Annotated in this window: 19 protein-coding genes; 8 read left to right on the forward strand and 11 right to left on the reverse strand. The window is 69.1% G+C overall.

The genetic code is table 11. The annotated features are described in order from the left end of the window. Positions 1-30: 30 nt before the first annotated feature. The gene (locus ACZ3HL_RS28180) at positions 31-519 is read right to left on the reverse strand and encodes a nuclear transport factor 2 family protein (protein ID WP_465534670.1); all 489 of its coding nucleotides are present in this window, start codon (positions 517-519) and stop codon (positions 31-33) included. Further along, complete coding sequence (locus ACZ3HL_RS28185) at positions 516-1,112, reverse strand: TetR/AcrR family transcriptional regulator (protein ID WP_465534671.1); 597 nt, start codon at positions 1,110-1,112, stop codon at positions 516-518. Before ACZ3HL_RS28185 ends, ACZ3HL_RS28180 begins: the two co-directional genes overlap by 4 nt. 14 nt (positions 1,113-1,126) lie before the next feature. Here ACZ3HL_RS28185 and lhgO point away from each other — a divergent pair, with 14 nt between their 5' ends. After that, the gene (gene lhgO / locus ACZ3HL_RS28190; RefSeq protein WP_465534672.1) at positions 1,127-2,377 is read left to right on the forward strand and encodes an L-2-hydroxyglutarate oxidase; all 1,251 of its coding nucleotides are present in this window, start codon (positions 1,127-1,129) and stop codon (positions 2,375-2,377) included. Here lhgO and ACZ3HL_RS28195 read toward each other — a convergent pair. Together ACZ3HL_RS28195 and serS are read right to left on the reverse strand one after the other, a co-directional pair. Then, a complete protein-coding gene (locus ACZ3HL_RS28195; protein ID WP_465414640.1) occupies positions 2,374-3,366 on the reverse strand; it encodes a DUF3558 family protein in 993 nt (330 codons plus the stop codon). The two genes, lhgO and ACZ3HL_RS28195, sit on opposite strands and share 4 nt — an antisense overlap. 27 nt (positions 3,367-3,393) lie before the next feature. Continuing rightward, positions 3,394-4,662 (reverse strand): serine--tRNA ligase, encoded by a 1,269-nt coding sequence (serS, locus tag ACZ3HL_RS28200; RefSeq protein WP_465414638.1) that lies wholly within the window; start codon positions 4,660-4,662, stop codon positions 3,394-3,396. Between the two features lie 133 nt (positions 4,663-4,795). Between serS and ACZ3HL_RS28205 the strand changes: the two genes are divergently transcribed. Continuing rightward, entirely contained in the window at positions 4,796-6,079 is a 1,284-nt protein-coding gene (locus ACZ3HL_RS28205) for an aspartate aminotransferase family protein (protein WP_465414636.1), read from the forward strand. A gap of 52 nt (positions 6,080-6,131) precedes the next feature. On the opposite strand, the gene ACZ3HL_RS28210 is transcribed toward ACZ3HL_RS28205, so the two are convergent. Genes ACZ3HL_RS28210 through ACZ3HL_RS28225 form a run of 4 tightly spaced genes read right to left on the reverse strand, consistent with a single transcriptional unit; the run spans position 6,132 to position 9,361 of the window. Continuing rightward, the gene (locus ACZ3HL_RS28210; RefSeq protein ID WP_465534673.1) at positions 6,132-7,037 is read right to left on the reverse strand and encodes a haloalkane dehalogenase; all 906 of its coding nucleotides are present in this window, start codon (positions 7,035-7,037) and stop codon (positions 6,132-6,134) included. A 47-nt stretch (positions 7,038-7,084) separates the two neighbouring features. Next, complete coding sequence (locus ACZ3HL_RS28215) at positions 7,085-7,537, reverse strand: DUF350 domain-containing protein (protein WP_192747454.1); 453 nt, start codon at positions 7,535-7,537, stop codon at positions 7,085-7,087. Positions 7,538-7,585: 48 nt separating this feature from the next. After that, entirely contained in the window at positions 7,586-8,752 is a 1,167-nt protein-coding gene (locus tag ACZ3HL_RS28220; protein ID WP_465414631.1) for a glutathionylspermidine synthase family protein, read from the reverse strand. Continuing rightward, positions 8,753-9,361 carry a hypothetical protein gene (locus ACZ3HL_RS28225; protein ID WP_465414629.1) on the reverse strand — a complete coding sequence of 203 codons (609 nt, stop codon included), beginning with the start codon at positions 9,359-9,361 and terminating at the stop codon, positions 8,753-8,755. A 94-nt stretch (positions 9,362-9,455) separates the two neighbouring features. Between ACZ3HL_RS28225 and ACZ3HL_RS28230 the strand changes: the two genes are divergently transcribed. From ACZ3HL_RS28230 to ACZ3HL_RS28245, 4 genes are all read left to right on the forward strand, one after another. Further along, on the forward strand, positions 9,456-10,436 hold the full coding sequence (locus ACZ3HL_RS28230; protein ID WP_465414627.1) for a septum formation family protein: 981 nt from the start codon (positions 9,456-9,458) through the stop codon (positions 10,434-10,436). Between the two features lie 4 nt (positions 10,437-10,440). Next, a complete protein-coding gene (locus tag ACZ3HL_RS28235; RefSeq protein ID WP_034309691.1) occupies positions 10,441-10,791 on the forward strand; it encodes a metallopeptidase family protein in 351 nt (116 codons plus the stop codon). A gap of 211 nt (positions 10,792-11,002) precedes the next feature. Next, a complete protein-coding gene (locus ACZ3HL_RS28240; RefSeq protein ID WP_465534674.1) occupies positions 11,003-12,262 on the forward strand; it encodes an MFS transporter in 1,260 nt (419 codons plus the stop codon). A gap of 61 nt (positions 12,263-12,323) precedes the next feature. Further along, positions 12,324-12,761, forward strand: coding sequence for a hypothetical protein (locus ACZ3HL_RS28245; protein ID WP_465414622.1), 438 nt, complete (start codon positions 12,324-12,326; stop codon positions 12,759-12,761). Here the strand turns inward: ACZ3HL_RS28245 and ACZ3HL_RS28250 are convergent. The 3 genes from ACZ3HL_RS28250 to pheA form a co-directional block, all read right to left on the reverse strand. Continuing rightward, positions 12,758-13,396, reverse strand: coding sequence for a DUF4232 domain-containing protein (locus ACZ3HL_RS28250; RefSeq protein ID WP_465534675.1), 639 nt, complete (start codon positions 13,394-13,396; stop codon positions 12,758-12,760). The genes ACZ3HL_RS28245 and ACZ3HL_RS28250 overlap by 4 nt on opposite strands. Before the next feature lie 236 nt (positions 13,397-13,632). Next, the gene (locus ACZ3HL_RS28255; RefSeq protein WP_465534676.1) at positions 13,633-14,253 is read right to left on the reverse strand and encodes a histidine phosphatase family protein; all 621 of its coding nucleotides are present in this window, start codon (positions 14,251-14,253) and stop codon (positions 13,633-13,635) included. Continuing rightward, positions 14,250-15,158: a prephenate dehydratase gene (gene pheA, locus ACZ3HL_RS28260; protein ID WP_465414612.1), complete on the reverse strand. Its 909-nt coding sequence runs from the start codon at positions 15,156-15,158 to the stop codon at positions 14,250-14,252. Before pheA ends, ACZ3HL_RS28255 begins: the two co-directional genes overlap by 4 nt. Positions 15,159-15,255: 97 nt before the next feature. Between pheA and ACZ3HL_RS28265 the strand changes: the two genes are divergently transcribed. Both ACZ3HL_RS28265 and coaA read left to right on the forward strand, forming a co-directional pair. Beyond that, positions 15,256-15,897, forward strand: coding sequence for a macro domain-containing protein (locus ACZ3HL_RS28265; RefSeq protein ID WP_465414609.1), 642 nt, complete (start codon positions 15,256-15,258; stop codon positions 15,895-15,897). 157 nt (positions 15,898-16,054) lie between these two features. Then, positions 16,055-16,987, forward strand: a complete 933-nt coding sequence (coaA, locus tag ACZ3HL_RS28270; RefSeq protein ID WP_465414607.1) for a type I pantothenate kinase — start codon at positions 16,055-16,057, stop codon at positions 16,985-16,987. The last annotated feature ends 403 nt before the right edge of the window (positions 16,988-17,390 follow it).

Below are 17,390 nucleotides of genomic sequence, written 5' to 3' on the forward strand. Positions count from 1 at the left end.
CCGAAGGAAGGGGGCCTTCACGCGCGATCGTCAGCGCGGGCCGGCGAGCGGGACGGCGCGTTTGTCGCCGGACCGGACCATGGCCAGCAAGGGTTTCGCGGCCACCGCCAGGAGCCGGGCCGCGAAAGTGCGGCCGTTGCGGCGCGCGATGTCCGGGCCGAAGGCGTCCATCAGCGCGACGAGCCCCGGCAGCGGCCGCACGAACAGCGTCACTTCGGCGATGAGCCCGTCTTCGCCGAGTTTCAGCACCGCCGCCTCTTCGATCTCCTCGCCGCCGACGCGCGCGGTGTAGACGACGACCCGCGTCGCCTCGTCGCCGGTGTCGGTGTGGAACCGGACATCGCGCAGATGCGCGTACGCGACCTCCAACAGTGGCCTGAGTTCCGCGTGCCCGGTGAACCGGACCCGGCTCGTCAACGGCGAATGCACGACGGCGTCCGGCGCGAAGGCGCTCAGCGCGAGTTCGACGTCCCGGGTTTCGAGAGCGCGGCGGTACCGCCCGGCGGTTTCGATGCTCATCTGTCCTCCTGGATCAGGTTCCCCAGCCCGTGCCACAACAGATCCGTCGTGAGCGCGACGACGTGCTCCCGCGGGATGTCGCGGTTGCTCCACCACCAGGTGGCGATGGCGTTCAGTGCGCTCTTCGCCGCTTCGGCGAGCGCTTCGTTCGCGCGGTCACGCGGCAGGTCCGCGGTCAGCGCCAGGCCTGGGACCTGGGCGAACACCTCGGTCAGCCGCCCCGTGGCCCTGGCCTGACCGCGCCGGTGCACCTCGGCGACCGCCTCGTCGGACGGCGTCTCGGCGAAGATCATCCGCCAGCCGCGTTCGTTCGTCTCCATCCAGGCGAAGATCGCCGCCACCCGGCCGCGCAGCAGCTCCTCGGCGGTGTCCGAAGGCGGCAGCTCCGCCCAGCCCGCCAGCAGACTGTCCACTTCGGACTCCAGGAGCCCGGCGTAGAGCGCGGCCTTGGCCGGGAAGTGGTCGTAGAGCACGGGCGTGCTGATGCCGGCGGCCGTCGCGACCTCGCGCATCCCGGCCGCGTCGTAGCCGGAGGCGGCGAACACCCGCGCCGCCGCGGCGAGGATCCGCTCCCGGCGTTCTTCCCTGCTCAAACGCTTACCTGACATTGGTTAGGTACCGTACCACCGAACCTGACAGCTGTCAGGTAGCGCTCCGGGTAACCTGGTCGATCGTGCGCACAGTCGTAGTCATCGGGGGCGGGATCGTCGGTCTCGCCACCGCCTGGGAGCTGACCAAACGTGGTCTGGACGTCACGGTGCTCGAAAAGGAGGACCACTGGGCGGCCCACCAGACCGGGCACAACTCGAACGTCGTGCACGCGGGGCTCTACTACAAGCCGGGTTCGTTCAAGGCCAGGATGGCCAGCGCGGGCAACCGGTCCATTGTGGACTTCGCGCGGCAGTACGGGGTGCCGGTCGAGGTCTGCGGAAAACTCGTCGTCGCCACCTCCGAGGCGGAGCTTCCGGCGCTGAAGGTGCTCGCCGAACGCGCAGAGGCGAACGGTGTCCCGGCGAAGCTGATCACGCCGAGCGAGGCGCGCGAGTACGAGCCCGAGGTCTCGTGCGTCGCCGCGCTGCGCGTGGAGTCCACCGGCATCATCGACTTCGCGGGCGTCTGCGCCGCCCTGGTGCGGCTGCTCGACGAAGCCGACGCCGACCTGCGCCTCGGCACGCCCGCGCTGGGGATCCGGCCCGGCCGCGCCGGCGGCGTCGAGGTGGCCACCGGGGACGACGTGATCCACGCGGACGCGCTCGTCAACTGCGCGGGCCTGCACGCCGATCGCGTCGCGCGGCTCGCCGGGCTGACCCCGAGCGCGCGGATCGTGCCGTTCCGCGGCGAGTACTACGAGCTGAAGCCGGAACGCCGCCATCTCGTGCGCGGCCTGATCTACCCGGTCCCGGACGCGTCGCTGCCGTTCCTCGGCGTGCACCTGACCCGCATGCTCGACGGCAGCGTGCACGCCGGCCCCAACGCCGTGCTCGCGCTTCGCCGCGAGGGCTACACCTGGCGCGACATCTCGGCGAAGGATCTCGCCGAAGTCGCCCGTTTCCCCGGCGTCTGGCGGCTCGCGCGCAAGTACGCGTACCCGACCGGGCTCGACGAGGTCCGCCGGTCGTTCTCGCGCCGCCGCTTCGCCGAAAGCCTCGCGCGGCTCGTGCCCGCCGTCACCGAGGACGACATCGTGCGGCACGGCTCCGGCGTCCGCGCGCAAGCGCTGCGCCCGGACGGCGCGCTCGTCGACGACTTCCTGATCGAGACCGCGCGGAACCAGGTGCACGTCCTCAACGCGCCCTCACCGGCGGCGACCAGCGCGCTGGAGATCGCGAAGCACATCGCCGACGAACTGACCGGCTAGAAGGCGGGCATGTTCCCGGTCACCAGCGGCATCACGGCTTGCGGGATTTCGCAGGCCTTGGCGTTGTCGCTGAGGTCACCGGTGTCGACCTTGACCGAGGACGTTTCCGTGACCGGCAGCATCGCGACACAGATCGGGCTGTCCGGGCTCGAGTAGACGAACCACTTCTTGCCCGCCACCATCTGCTCGACCGGCGTGCCGTCGAGACCGGGGACGTCCTCGAGTTTCGTCGCCGTGTAGATCCACAGGTCGAGCGCCTTCTTGCCCTTGTCGCCGTCGTTGTCGTCCCACTGGCAGCCGTTCTTCGGATCCCTCGACGAACCGTTCATCGGCCGCGCGGCCTGGAGGTTGAACGGCGTCACCTGCTCCGGTTTGAGCAGCGAGCACGGATCGACGGTCATGAGCGGGCCGGAGGGCTCGATCGGCTTCTGGCCGGGGGGCGCGGTGAGCGGCGGGCTCGGCTGTCCACCGGGCAGATGGGACGCGACCGCGGGAGCCGCGGCCTTCGCCAGGTCGCAGGCCTTGCTGACGTCGTCGCCGGGCGCTTCGCTCGTGATCTCGATGAACGTCTTCGGATCGAGTTCGGTCATCAGCGAGCAGTGGCTCGGGCCGAAGATGGACGCGTACCGGGTCCAGGTGAACCCGCCGATGCCGAACTTCTCGCCGGGGAGAGCGCCGCTGACGTAGTCGACCAGCGAGAGGTCGAAGCTCTGCGACACCTCCAGCGTGACCCCGTCGGGCGCGTCCTCCAGCTCCGGGTATCGGCAGGTCCCGGGGATCTTCCGGGCCTTGTCCGCCGGACGCTCCTTGCCGGGGAAGGTGACCCCGATGGCTTCCGCCTGCTCCTGCGAGAGCAGCTTGCACGGCTCGGCCTTCGTGATGACCGGCCCCTGTCCCGGCACCGGCGAGGCCGTACCACCGACGACCGACGTGCAGCCGCCGAGCGTCAGCACCGCCAGCCCGATCGCGAGCGAATTCCGATACCGCATACGTCCTCTTCCCCTCACCGCCGACCGCTACTTCGATGTCGGCGTGAGCACCTCGGTTCCGCCGAGGAAGGGGCGAAGCGCCTCCGGCACCCGGACGGAACCGTCTTCGAGCTGGTGGTTCTCCAGGATCGCGACGATCCACCTGGTGGTGGCCAGCGTGCCGTTCAGCGTGGCGACGGTCTGCGGGCGGCCGTCGTCGTCGCGGTAACGGATGCCGAGGCGGCGGGCCTGGAAGGTCGTGCAGTTCGACGTCGAGGTCAGCTCGCGGTAGGTCTCCTGCGACGGCACCCACGCCTCGCAGTCGAACTTCCGGTACGCGGAGGTGCCGAGATCGCCGGTGGCGGTGTCGATCACCCGGTACGGGACCTCGATCTTGGCGAGCATCTGCTCTTCCCAGTCCAGCAGGCGCGCGTGCTCGGCCTCGGCGTCCTCGGGACGCGTGTAGACGAACATCTCGACCTTGTCGAACTGGTGGACGCGGATGATGCCGCGGGTGTCCTTGCCGTACGAACCGGCCTCACGGCGGTAGCAGGACGACCAGCCCGCGTACCGCTTCGGGCCGTTACCGAGGTCGAGGATCTCGTCGGCGTGGTAGCCGGCGAGCGGGACCTCGGAGGTGCCGACGAGGTACAGGTCGTCGTCGCGCAGCCGGTAGACCTCCGACGAGTGCGCGCCGAGGAAGCCGGTGCCCGCCATGATCTCCGGCCGCACCAGGGTCGGGGTGATCATCGGGGTGAACCCGTTCGCGGTCGCCTGCGCGATCGCCATGTTCAGCAGGCCGAGCTGGAGCTGGGCGCCGATGCCGGTGAGGAAGTAGAACCGCGAGCCCGAGACCTTCGCGCCGCGCTCCATGTCGAGCGCGCCGAGACCCTCGCAGAGTTCGAGGTGGTCCTTCGGCTCGAAATCGAACTTCTTCGGCTCGCCGACGTGCTTGAGCACGACGTAGTCGTCCTCGCCGCCCTCGGGCGCGTCGGGGTGGACGAGGTTCGGCACCAGGCGGTGCAGCTGCTCGAACTCCTCCGACGCCTCGGTCTGCTCGACTTCGGCCGTCTTGACCTGGGCGGCGAGATCCTTCGCCTTGGCGAGCAGTTCGGCCCGCTCGTCACCCTGTGCCTTCGGGATGAGCTTGCCCAGCGACTTCTGCTCGGCGCGCAGCTTGTCGGCGGCGGCGATGGAGGACCGGCGACGGGAGTCGAGGGAGAGCAGCTTGTCGACCACTCCTTCGTCCTCGCCACGGGCGCGCTGCGAAGCGCGCACGACGTCCGGGTCATCGCGCAGAGTCCTGGGGTCAATCACGAGTGCTGAGAGTAGTCCGTGCCGACCGCACAAAATGTGCGGGTCCGCGCGGATAACCCGACAGTCTGATCGTTGCCGCCCGTTTCGGGCCGTCCCCATACTGAGATCTCCCTGCTGCGGACGGAGAAACCCGATGACCGATGCGGACCTGCTGGCGCGGCACAAGGCGGTACTCCCGTCGTGGCTGGCGCTCTACTACGACGAGCCGATCGAGATCGTGCACGCGCAGGACCGCCGGGTCATCGACTCGACCGGGCGCACCTACCTGGACTTCTTCGCGGGCATCCTGACGAACTCGATGGGCTACGACGTCTCGGCGATCAGCGACGCCGTGCGCAAGCAGCTCGACACCGGCATCCTGCACACGTCGACGCTGTACCTGATCCGGTCGCAGGTCGAACTCGCCGAACGCATCGCGAAGCTCTCCGGCATCCCCGACGCGAAGGTGTTCTTCACCAACTCCGGGACCGAGGCCAACGACACCGCGCTCATGCTCGCCACCCAGTACCGGCGCAGCAACCAGGTGCTGGCGATGCGGAACTCGTACCACGGGCGGTCGTTCGCGACGGTCGGCATCACCGGCAACCGCGGCTGGTCGGCGTCGTCGCTCAGCCCGGTGAAGGTGAGCTACGTGCACGGCGGCTACCGGTATCGCAGCCCGTTCCGGGCGCTTTCGGACACGGAGTACATCGACGCCTGCGTCGCGGACCTGGTCGACGTCCTGGAGACGGGCACTTCGGGCGACGTCGCCTGCATGATCGCCGAGCCGATCCAGGGCGTCGGCGGCTTCAGCTCACCGCCGGACGGCCTGTTCAAGGCGATGAAGGAGGTCCTCGATCAGTACGGGATCCTGTTCATCTCCGACGAGGTGCAGACCGGCTGGGGGCGGACCGGGGAACACTACTGGGGGATCCAGGCGCACGACGTCGTCCCCGACGCGATGACCTTCGCGAAGGGTCTCGGCAACGGTCTCGCGATCGGCGGTCTCGTGGCACGCGGCGATCTGGTCGACTGCCTCACCGCGAACTCGATCTCGACCTTCGGCGGCAATCCGGTCGCGATGGCGGGCGCGGCCGCCGTGCTCGACCACATCGCCGACCACGATCTGCAGGCCAACGCGCTCGCCCGCGGCAACGAACTGCTCGAAGGCCTGCGCGCGACGGGGAACCCGCTGATCGGGGACGTGCGCGGCAAGGGCCTGATGATCGGCGTCGAGCTGGTCGAGCCGGGCGGGATGACGCCGAACCCCGGCGCCGCGGCGCGGATGATGGAGGAGACCAAGGCGCGTGGGCTGCTGATCGGCAAGGGCGGGCTGCACGGCAACGTGCTGCGGATCGCGCCGCCGATGACGCTCACCGCCGAAGAGGCCGCCGAGGGCCTGGGCGTCATCGTGGACGCGTTGGCTGCCATCTCCTGACACCCTCGTGAGTGGCAAGGACGGTTAGAACCGTCCTTGCCACTCACGAGGATCAAGAATGGGCGAAACGGGCGATGACCTCGCCCAGCCGTCCGCCCGCGTCCTCCTGCAGGAAGTGACCGGCCCCGGTGATCGTCGGATGTTCGAGTTCACGGGCTCCGCGCATCGAGCCCCGCAGTTCGAGACCCCACGGCGCGGTGATCGGGTCGCCGTCGGAGAACGAGACCAGGAACGGCTTGTCCAGTTCCGAAAGCACCTTCAGCGCCGCCCGGTTGGCGGCCGAGGCCGGGTCGTCCGGGGTGATCGGCACCAGCGAAGGCATCGCGCGCGGCGCGGCCTTGTACATCTCGTTCGGGAAGGGCGCGTCGTAGGCGGCGCGGACCTCCTCGGACAGCTTGGTCTGACAGCCCGACTGGACAAAGCGCCCGACGTCGAGCACCTGGGCGTTCTCGACGGTGTCGCGGAACCTGTGCCAGAGCTCGGGCATGTCGGTGTCGCCGCTGGGGAGGCCGGTGTTGGCCGCGACGACCCTGGCGAAGCGATCGGGGTTTTCGGCGACCAGGCGCAGGCCGATCAGGCCGCCCCAGTCCTGGCCGACCAGGGTGACGTCGGTCAGGTCGAGGACGTCGAAGGCGAACGCGCGCATCCACTCGACGTGCCGCTGGTAGGTGTGGTCGACCATGTCGCCGGGTTTGTCGGATCTGCCGAAGCCGACCAGGTCGGGCGCGATGGCGCGCAGCCCGGCGTCGGCGAGCACCGGGATGACCTTGCGATAGAGGTAGGACCAGGTGGGCTCGCCGTGCAGCAGGAGGACGGGCGGCCCGTCCTCGGGTCCGGCCTCCACGTACCCCACTCTGATCATGCCGCCGTGAAGGTCGACGAGCTCCGCGTAGCGCGGTTCGAAGTCGAAATCGGGCAGGTCCGAGAACCGGTCGTCCGGTGTCCTTAAAAGGCGCACGACCCCCACGTTAGTGGGAATCGTGCGCCGATGCCGTTTTCAGGAACTCACGAGATGGCGACGGCCACGATCAGGCCGAGGGCCAGGTGCGCGGAGGCCACCACGACGCTGGCGGGCGCGAACTTCTCGCTCTCGATGGTCGAGCGGATGTCGATACGGGTCGCCCACTCCAGCAGCCGGACGGCCAGCACCTGCACGATGATGCCGAGCACGCCGTAGACCAGCGAGGTGATGAGGCCCTCGGTCAGGTCGCTGGCGGAGTTCGCGATGGCCACGACGATGATGAACGCCATCGACAGCAGGCCCGAGGCGGTGACGATGACCGCGTTCGGCAGGCCGCGGGTGACCAGCTGGGAAAGCTTGCCCGGGGTGGTCCAGTCGATCGCCCAGAACCCGGCGAACATCATCAGCAGGCCGACGACGCCGTACAGCAGGATCGCGCCGATCCCTCGCACGAGGTCGGAGCCGAACGTGTCGGACAGCGCAAGGGTGGTGGTCACAGGGGTTCTCCAGAAGTCAGGAATGTCAGGTTTGTGCGGTTGCTTCTATCACGACTCGACGATGCGGTGCGGGACGAACGCCGCACCGTCGTCGGTGACGAGTCCCGCGGTCTCACGGATCCCGAGGCCGGCGGCCTGGTCCCCGACGATCCACGCGCCGAGCGCGGGCCGATAGCCCTGGAATTCGGGGAGCGGATCGAACGCCTGGTAGACGAACCCTTCCGCGCCGTAGACCCCGTCGGTCTGCGTCTCGTACCCGGTGGCGACGATCTGCACGTTCGCGCCCTCGCGGCCGAGTTTCGGCTTGCGGACGTACTCGGTCAGCAGACCGGGGTCGTCGGCGAAGGCGGGCAGCAGGTTCGGATGCCCCGGGTAGTTCTCCCACAGGATCGCGAGCAGCGTCTTGTTGGAGAGGATCATCTTCCACAGCGGCTCGACCCACAGCGTGCGCGGCATGGTCTCGACGGCGAAGCGGCCGAACTCCTCGTCGACCACCCATTCCCACGGGTAGAGCTTCACCACGGTCGCCATCTGCGCCTCTTCGAGGTCGACGAACCGTTTGAGCACCGGATCCCAGCCGATCTCCTCGATCGACAGGCCGACGGTGTCGAGCCCGGCCTCGGCCGCGGTCTCCTGCAGATACGCCGTCGTCACGTGGTCCTCACCGGACGGATCGGCCGACGACCAGGTGAAATGCAGTTCGTTCGACGGCAGCTTGTCGGCGAGTTCGCCCCAGCGCTCGACCAGCTTCTCGTGGATCGAGTTCCACTGGTCGTCCTCCGGGAAGACCGTGGTCTTCCAGTGCCACTGCAGCACCGCGGCCTCGAGCAGCGAGGTCGGGGTGTCGGCGTTGTACTCGAGCAGCTTCGCCGGGCTCTTGCCGTCGTACCGCAGGTCGAACCGGCCGTAGACGTGCGGATCCTGCCGCTTCCACGACTCGGCGATATGCGGCCAGACCCACTCGGGGATGCCGAAGCGGTGGTACTGCTCGGTGGTGATCACGTTGTCGACGGCTTCGAGGCACATCGAGTGCAGCAGTTCCACGTCCGCCTCGACGGACAGGATCTCGTCCATGTCGAAGACGTAGTGGACCGACTCGTCCCAGTACGGCCGGGACTTTCCGGAGCCGTCGCGGGCGGGCGTGCCGAAGACCAGGCCCTGCTCCTCGACGATGTTCTGCCAGTCCCGCCGGGGCGGCTTGGAATCCCGGTACACCTACGAGCCCCCGCTCTTGCCGCTGCCGCCGCTCTTGCCACTGATGCCGAACCCGCCACGCTGGACGGACTTGCCCGATTTCGTGCTGACGTTCGCGTTCGACGGCGCGGTGTACGAGCCGCCGGACACGCGCTGCCCGATCTGCCCGGTCCCGCCGTAGTTGTAGCGGTAGCTCTGCATCGGCCCACCGATACCGCCGATGGGGAGGAAGAAGAACCCGCCGCTGACGTAACCGCCGTGCGACCGCACGTAGTTCTCGTCGCAGTTCCGGTCGTCCTGAACGATCTCGGTGTCCTTGGCGGCGCAGACGGCCGTGACCTCTTCCGGCTTCGCCACCGTGTAGAACGTCGCGACCAGGCCGACCAGACCGACCGTCACACCGGTTCCGATCAGGATCTTCTTCTTGGTCGAAGCCTTCTTCTCGGCGGCGCGAGCCGCTTCGGCGGCGAGCGCCTCTTGTCGTTCCTGCTCGGCCAGCGCCTGCTGCCGCGCCCGCTGTTCGGCGAGCGACGGCTGCCGCGCCTGCGTCGTCTCGTCCTGAAAGCGCATGGCACCGCGCCGCGGCGGCTCCTGGGGCGGGTTTGCCCCCTGGTTGTCATCCTGCGTCATCGAAGCTCCGTAATCGACGGCCCGCCAAGTCCCCGCGTCCACACTAACCACCCGGTACGCGCACCTTACGTGCGGCGCGGGCATCATGGAGTGGATGTCTCAACAGGCCGAGCGGTTCCGTGATCCGCGAAACGCGCTGAGCACCCTGCGCACCCGGCTCGTCATGGCCGGTGTGTTCGTGGGCGCGATCATCGCGCTTTCGCTGAGTGTGGCGTTCTCGTGGAATGTAGGCCCGGAAGGCGGTGCGGGCGGCGGCGCCCCCAAACTGTCCCCAGCCGCGGTCGAAGCGTTCCAATCTCCCCCGGGCACCTGCCTGACCTGGAACAATCCGGACGCCACCGACGCGCGGCGCGTGCCGTGCGCCGAGTCCCATCTGTTCGAGGTCACCAGCATCGTCGACATCGGCGCGCAGTACCCGCCGGGGACGCCGAGCCCGAACCTGGAGCAGTGGCAGGAGATCTCCCGATCGCGTTGCATGATCGATGTCAAGCCGTATCTCGGTCGCAACCTCGATCCCTACGGCAAGCTGAGCATGAACCTCCTCCGGCCGACGCCCGTGCAGTGGGCGGACGGCGACCGGCAGCTGCGGTGCGGGCTGCAATGGGCGGGCCAGGGCGGCAAACTCCAGCCGATCAAGGGGCCGGCGAAGGAGCAGAACCAGTCCTTGGTGTGGGAGCCGGGCACCTGCCTCGCGCTGCTCAACAACAGCTTCGGCGACCCCGTCGACTGCGCCCAGCCGCATTCGTACGAGATGATCGCGACGATCGACCTCGCGACGAAGTTCAAGGACGGCTACCCCTCGCAGGACCAGCAGAACACCTGGCTGGACACCGAATGCGCGACGGCCGCACAGGAGTACACCGGCAACGCGGACCTGGCGGCGAAGAAGCTCATCACCAGCTGGGACGTGCGCGAGCAGGAGAGCTGGGACGCCGGGTCGACGCTGGTGAACTGCAAGGTCGCGGCGGTCCTGCCGGAGAACAAGGGGCTGGCGCCGGTCACCGGGAGCGTCAAGGTCGGCACCGGCGAGGCCCCGCCGCCCTCGTCCTCCTCCCCGCCGAAGACCGGAGGGTGATCGCGTGCCCGTCGAGATGACGCAGCAGCGGTTCGAGGAGCTGGTTTCGGAGGCGCTGGACGAGCTGCCGCCCGAATTCGCGGACGCCATGGACAACGTCGTGGTACTCGTTGAGGAGTTCAACGAGGAGTCGCCCACGATCCTCGGCCTGTACCACGGGGTCGCGCTGACCGAGCGGACCCACGAGTACGGCGGGGTGCTGCCGGACCGGATCTCGATCTACCGGCGCCCGCTGCTGGAGATGTGCGACACCGAGGAGGACGTCGTCGAGGAGGTGCTGATCACGGTCATCCACGAGGTCGGCCACCATTTCGGCATCGACGACGCGCGTCTGCACGAGCTCGGGTGGGGCTGACCCGCCGGACAGGCGATAGCAAAGGTCCCTCGCTCCCCCGCGACGGATTCCGCGCCGGAGGTGGCATGGTCGGTGATTTTTGTGCGTGGAGCACCAAGGGTTCTCCGGATTCTTAACTGGGTGTAACAACCCGGCCACTTTGGGCGACAGCCCCGCTAAACTTTTTCGACACGTCGTCGGCCGGCGCCGGCGAACGCCCGGGGAGGCGGACATGGCCGGATCGGCGGCACGAGGGAGGGGTGACCGGCGGTTGCGCTGGTTGCTCGCCTCCAGCGCGGCGTCGAACCTCGGCGACGGGATCGGCAAGGTCGCGTTTCCGCTGCTCGCGGTCACCCTGACCCGCGATCCGCTGCTCATCGCCGGTCTTTCGGCGACCCAGTTCCTGCCGTGGCTGCTGTTCGCGCTCCCGGCGGGCGCGCTGCTGGACCGCGTCGACCGGCGGCGGGCGATGATCCTCGCGAACGGCGTCCGCGCGGTCGTCGTCGGCGGGACGGCCGCCCTGGTCGCGGCGGGCGGGGTGACGATCTGGCTGGTCTACGCCGCCGCCCTGCTCATCGGCTTCGCGGAGGTGGTCGCCGACAGTGCCGCGAACGTGCTCATCCCGGCGGTCGTCGGCGAAGGCTCGCTCGACAGCGCGAACAGCAAGCTCCAGGCCTGCGAAATCGTGGGGCAGACCTTCCTGGGCGGGCCGGTCGGCAGCGCCACCTTCGCGCTCTTCGCGACGTTCCCGTTCCTGCTCAACTCGGTGGGCTTCGCGATCGCGGCCGCCGTGTTGATCGGCCTCGCCGGAAGCTATCGGCCGCGAGCCACCGGCAAGGCGCCCGCCAACCTCCGCACCGAACTGGCGGAGGGTTTCCGCTGGCTGAAGCACAGCCGGCTGGTGCTGCGCTTGGTCGTCGTCGCCGGGCTGATCAGCCTGGTCAGCGAACTCGCGCAGGCTCAGCTGGTGCTCTACGCGATCGAGTATCTGCGTCTCAGCGAAGCGGCCTTCGGGCTCTTCGCGTTCGTCGGCGGCATCGGCGGTCTGCTCGGCGCGGCCGCCGCCCCACGACTGGTGAAGGCGACCAGCCGTCGCGCGGTACTCGTCGGGGGCACGGCCTGCTGCGGCGCGGCGTTCACCGGCATGGGCCTGACGACTTCGCCGGTGGTGGGAGCGGCACTGTTCGGCCTGTTCGCGGCCGCCGTGGTCGCGGTGAACATCGTGCTCGGGACGGCGCGGCACACGCTCGTCCCCGGCGACCTGCTCGGCCGGGTCCTCGGCGTGTGGCGCACCGTCGTCTGGGGAGCGATCCCGATCGGCGCCCTGCTCGGCGGCGTCCTCACCCACGCCCTCGGTTCCCCGGCCCGGACCTTCCTCACGTCCGGGCTTCTGCTGTTCGGAGTAGCCGGTTTCGCGTTCGTCTCGTTACGGCGAGGAGCCTTCGATGACGAATCGGCCACGGAGGAGCGGGTTCTCCACCAAGACCGGTGAAAACAAAGGTCTTTGGTGCTGAAATAGCCCATCACCGCCACGGGTGACGGGGAGGTCCGCGATGCAGCAGACACTGGTGCCGGAGGGCGGCGTGGGGACGACAGAACCTTCGAGACGTCCGCAAGTACTCACCGCCGTCGCCGGGTTCGTGATCGGCGGTGGCGTGATCGGCATGCTGTGGGCGCTTTCGGGCGTCGACGCGGGGGCCCTCGAAGACGCGCAAGACGCTTGTTCGGCGCTGGCCAGGGTCGGCACGATCCCGGACACCACCGATTCGGCACCCGGCGAGCGGACCGTGGCCGTCCTCGCCCCCGAAATCCTGCATCGGATGACGGCCGCACGCGAACTCTCCGCCGCGGCGGCCGCCGCCAACGACACCTACCGGCCGCTGGCCGAACACATCGACGGTGTCAGCCGGATGGTGTTCAGCCTGCATTTCAACCAGCTCTCGGGCCAGCGGCACCTGGCGCAGGCAGAACAGCTCTGCACCCAGCTCTAACCCTTGTGGACGGTCTGGACGGTCAGCTGATTGCCCGGGATCTTGCCCGCGCAGCCGAGTCCCTGCACCGGAACGAAGTTCGAGGCCGTCTCCTGCGGCAGGTACACCCGCAGCCCTCGGGTCTCGGTGGGCTTGCAGACCGCCTCGTCGTAGTTGCGGACGTTCACGAAACCGACGTCGGCGATCGCGCTCTCGCCGTTGGCGAGCTGGACGGGGCCGCCCTTGGTGCCGTCGCGATACGCGGCCTCACCGACCTGGTGACCGTCCGCGCCGGTCACGTAGGAGATGCCGGGGAAACCCTGGATGGTGCACGGATGCCCGCTCGAGTTGGTGATGACGAGCTTGCGGTACACCGTGCCCGCGGCGGCGTCACCGTCCTTGATGGACAGTTTCACGTCGCCGGCCTTGCACAGCCCGTCGTTCTTCGGTTCCTGTGCGGGCGGCTGGGCGGGCGCCGGGCTCGAAGAGCTCGCGCTGGGCGCCGCGGAGGTGTCCGGCGCCGAACTCGACGGCGACGCGGACGTGTTCTGCGCGACGGGCGCGGTTTCCGTACCGCAGGCACTGAGCAGCAGAAGCCCGGCGGTACCCGCGACGAGACCGCCGATGGAGATCAGTTTCGAACGAATCATGGTCATTCGCCTCCCTGTGACCGGACAATGCCGGGTGACCCACCGTTCAGTAGACGTGTTGTCCGCCGTGGGGGTTGCGCTCCATCGGTTAATTCCCCACAAGGTGTTAATCGATCTTGTGGGTGTATTCCCCGGTAGAGGTGGAGGCAAACGAGCTGATAGGAGCCATCGCCGCACGAGACGCGGTGAAGGACGCTTCCCCACGTGAGAAAGCGTCCTTCAGCCCGCGTGGAGCTCCGGCGTCAGGGTTCGACGGAGGCGTCCGCCCAGGTGAGACAGGTCCAGCCGGCGGAGGTCGCGACGAGTTCGACGATCCCGGTGTTCGGAATGAGCCCCTGGTTGGCGACCTCGGCGGTCACGTTCCCGGCGAGCCATTCGCCGCCGAGGCGGATCGCACCGCCGTGGCTCACCAGCACCACCGTGCCGTCGGGGTCGGCCTGCTCGTGCTTGGCGCGGAGGCGGGCGACCGCGTCGAGCATGCGGGCGCGGACCTGCGCGCCGGTCTCGCCGCCGGGGATCGGTGGGTCGAGCTCGCCGAGCGTCCACCGGCGCACGACGCTCATGTAGGTGGTGACCGAATCCTTGTCCGTCTTGCCTTCGAGGTCGCCTGCCGCGACCTCGTGCACGCCGTCGAGGACCTGGACGTCCAAGCCCCGTTCGGCCGCCAGCGGCGCGGCGGTCTCCTGGGCGCGAACCGCCTGCGACGCGTAGACCGCGACGATCGGCTCGCCGTCCAGCCGCGTCACAAGGCCTTGAGCCTGCTCGCGGCCCAGCTCGGTGAGCGGCGGCCCCGGCAGCGCGGTATCGAGCGCGCCACGCACGTTGCCTTCGGTCTGGCCGTGGCGGACGAGGAGAAGTTTCACGCCTGTGCTCCCTTCCGTACCGACTCGACCCAGCCGATCGCGTCGGTGAAATCCTCGTTGGCGGCACCCGGCTCGATCTCGGTCGTGCCGTTGTCCGCGCGCGGGTGGGAGCCGAGGAACCGCACGTTCCGGCACCGGCGGCGCAACGCGGCCAGCGCGTCGCCGATCCGGGGCTCGGCCACATGCCCCTCGAAGTCGATGAAGAAGCGGTACTCACCGAAGTTGTTCCTGGTCGGGCGGGCGTCCAGCTTGGTCAGGTTGATCCCGCGGACCGCCAGTTCGGTGAGCAGTTCGGCCAGGGCGCCGGTCCGGTTCGTCGCGGCGGCGACGATCGACGTGCGATCCGCCCCCGTCGGCCCCGGCAGCTCACCGGGCGCGCGGACCAGCAGGAACCGGGTCTTGGCGTCGCGGACGTCGGCGACCTCGGTGGCCCGCACCTCCAGGGGGTAGTGCTCGGCGGCGACCGGCGCGGTCACCGCGGCGTCGAACTCGCCCGCGTCCACCGCGACCGCGGCCGCCGCCGTGGACGACGTCGCGACCGGACGCGCCCCCGGCAGATTCGCCTCGACCCAGTGGCGGACCTGGGCGAGCGCGTGCGGATGGCTGGCGACGGTGCGGATCTCGGTGGTGCCCGGCCGGGTCAGCACGCTGAAGTGGACCGGCAGCAGCACCTCCGCCACCGCGACGAGCGGCTCGGCCTCGCTCAGGCTGTCGAGGGTCGCGGTGACCGCGCCCTCCACGGAGTTCTCGATCGGGACACACGCGGCGTCGGCCGCACCCGAGCGCACCGCGGCCAGCGCCGCCGGGATGGTCTCCGCCGGGATCAGCTCCTCCCCGGGGGCGAGCCGGCGCGCGGCCTGTTCGGTGAAGGTTCCCTGAGGGCCGAAGTAGGCGATCCGTGACACCCCGCCAGATTACGCACGGCGCGGGTGGCGACTTTCACTCGGACAGCCGGTACGCGCACCGGTTACGCCGGGTGGCTTTTTTTGTCATGCTTAGGGCGTGACCGCCGAACCGGGCACGCGCACCGGCCACGAGGACGCCGGCTCCTCCTTTCCTCCCCTGTCGGACCGCCCCGCTCCGGAGCTGGTGTTGTGCGCCGTCGATGACCTGCTGGCACAAGCCTGGACGACCGTCGCGGACACTGTCGACGGCCGGGTCTTCGTGCACCGCGGATCGGTGCTCGACGTCGTCGCGCAGGCCGTCGTCAGCCCCGCGAACTCCTACGGCTGGATGCGCGGCGGCATCGACGCCGTGTACGCCCGCGCCTATCCCGAGGTCGAGCAGAACGTGCGCAGCGCGGTGCTCGCCTATCACGGCGGGGAGCTCCCGATCGGCGAAGCGGTGGTCGTGCCCACCGGCGAGGCGGAGCCAGCCTGGCTGATCAGCGCGCCGACGATGCGGGAACCCGGCGAACACCTCCCGCGTGACACCGTGCATCCGTACCTGGCCGCCCGGGCGGTGTTCCGGCAATGGCGCGACGGCAGGCTCGACCAGGGCCGGATCCGTGATCTCGTGCACACGATCGCGATGCCCGGACTCGGTACCGGCTTCGGCGGGGTCGCACCCGCGTCCTGCGCACGCCAGGTCGCCGCGGCGTGGAACGAGGTCTTCACGCCGGGCCGTACCCGTAACGGACGGTAACGCCCCGAAGCGGGGTACATCACATCGCAGCGCGTTCACGAGCCGTAAGCCCTACCGTTAAAGCGGCTTCATCCGGTTCGAGGCACGTTCACCCGCCGAGAACTCGTCAACACGGTTTTGTACGGCGCCAGCGCAGGCGACGGGCGAGGAGTGTGCGATGCCGCGGGTCCGTGAGCTCAGTCCCTACGTCGAGCTGCACCGTGAGCAGTGGCGCGAGTTGCGAAGGTCGACTCCCCTGCCGCTGACCGCCGCGGAACTGCTGCGGCTGCGCGGTCTCGGCGAGCAGGTCGACCTGGCCGAGGTCGCCGAGGTCTACCTGCCGCTCTCCCGGCTGATCAATCTCCAGGTCGCCGCCCGGCAACGGTTGTACGAGGCCACCACCACCTTTCTCGGTGAAGACAGTCGGGGCACCAAGGTGCCGTACATCATCGGGATCGCCGGCAGCGTCGCCGTCGGCAAGTCGACCACCGCGCGCATCCTGCGCACCCTGCTCGCCCGCTGGCCGGATCACCCCAGGGTCGACCTGGTCACCACCGACGGGTTCCTCCACCCGCGTGCGGAACTGGTGCGGCGCGGGATCATGCACCGCAAGGGTTTCCCGGAAAGCTACGACCGGCGGGCACTCCTGCGGTTCGTCACCGAGGTGAAGTCCGGCGCGGAACGGGTCAGCGCTCCGGTGTACTCGCACCTCGCCTACGACATCCTTCCCGACGAGGAACAGGTCGTTCAGCGGCCCGACATCCTGATCCTCGAAGGGCTGAACGTCCTTCAGCCCGGCCCACGGCTCACCGTCTCCGATCTGTTCGACTTCTCGATCTACGTGGACGCGCCGACGACCGACATCGAACGCTGGTACATCGAGCGTTTCCTCAAGCTGCGGCACACCGCTTTCGCGGACCCGGCGTCGCACTTCCACCACTTCGCCGGCCTCCCGGACGACGAGGCCCGCGCCGAGGCACGCCACCTGTGGCGCACGATCAACGAGCCGAACCTGATGGAGAACATCAAACCGACGCGGCCGCGGGCGACGCTCGTGCTCCGCAAGGACGCCGACCACGCGATCAACCGGGTCCGGCTGCGCAAGCTCTGAGGCCGTCACGGCGGCTCACGAGGTTCGATACCGGCGATGTCACGTGATCGATCGGACGACACGCGTGATCAGGCGGACGACACGCGTGCTTGGATGGACGGCACCCGAAACGGGCCGGCCGGAAGGCGACACGGCGTAACCGGGCAAGCACGGATTCTCTACTCACGGCGAGCGTGCACGGCAAGTTCCAAGATCACTTCGCCGGACCCCGATCACACGGGCGACTTCCGGCGGTTCCCTCACAAGGACCAGCCTTCGCACCACCGGAGAGCCGGTGGGGGCCGCTGGTCGCGCACCGCTGTCGGCCGGCGGCTTTCCTCGGCCGATCGGCCGATCCACGCTCAGTACGTGTAACCGGTTGGCCGATACCGGCTACGGCCCCCCGAGGCGACCCTTGTCTCAG

The sequence above is a fragment of the Amycolatopsis sp. NPDC000009 genome, from assembly GCF_055563465.1.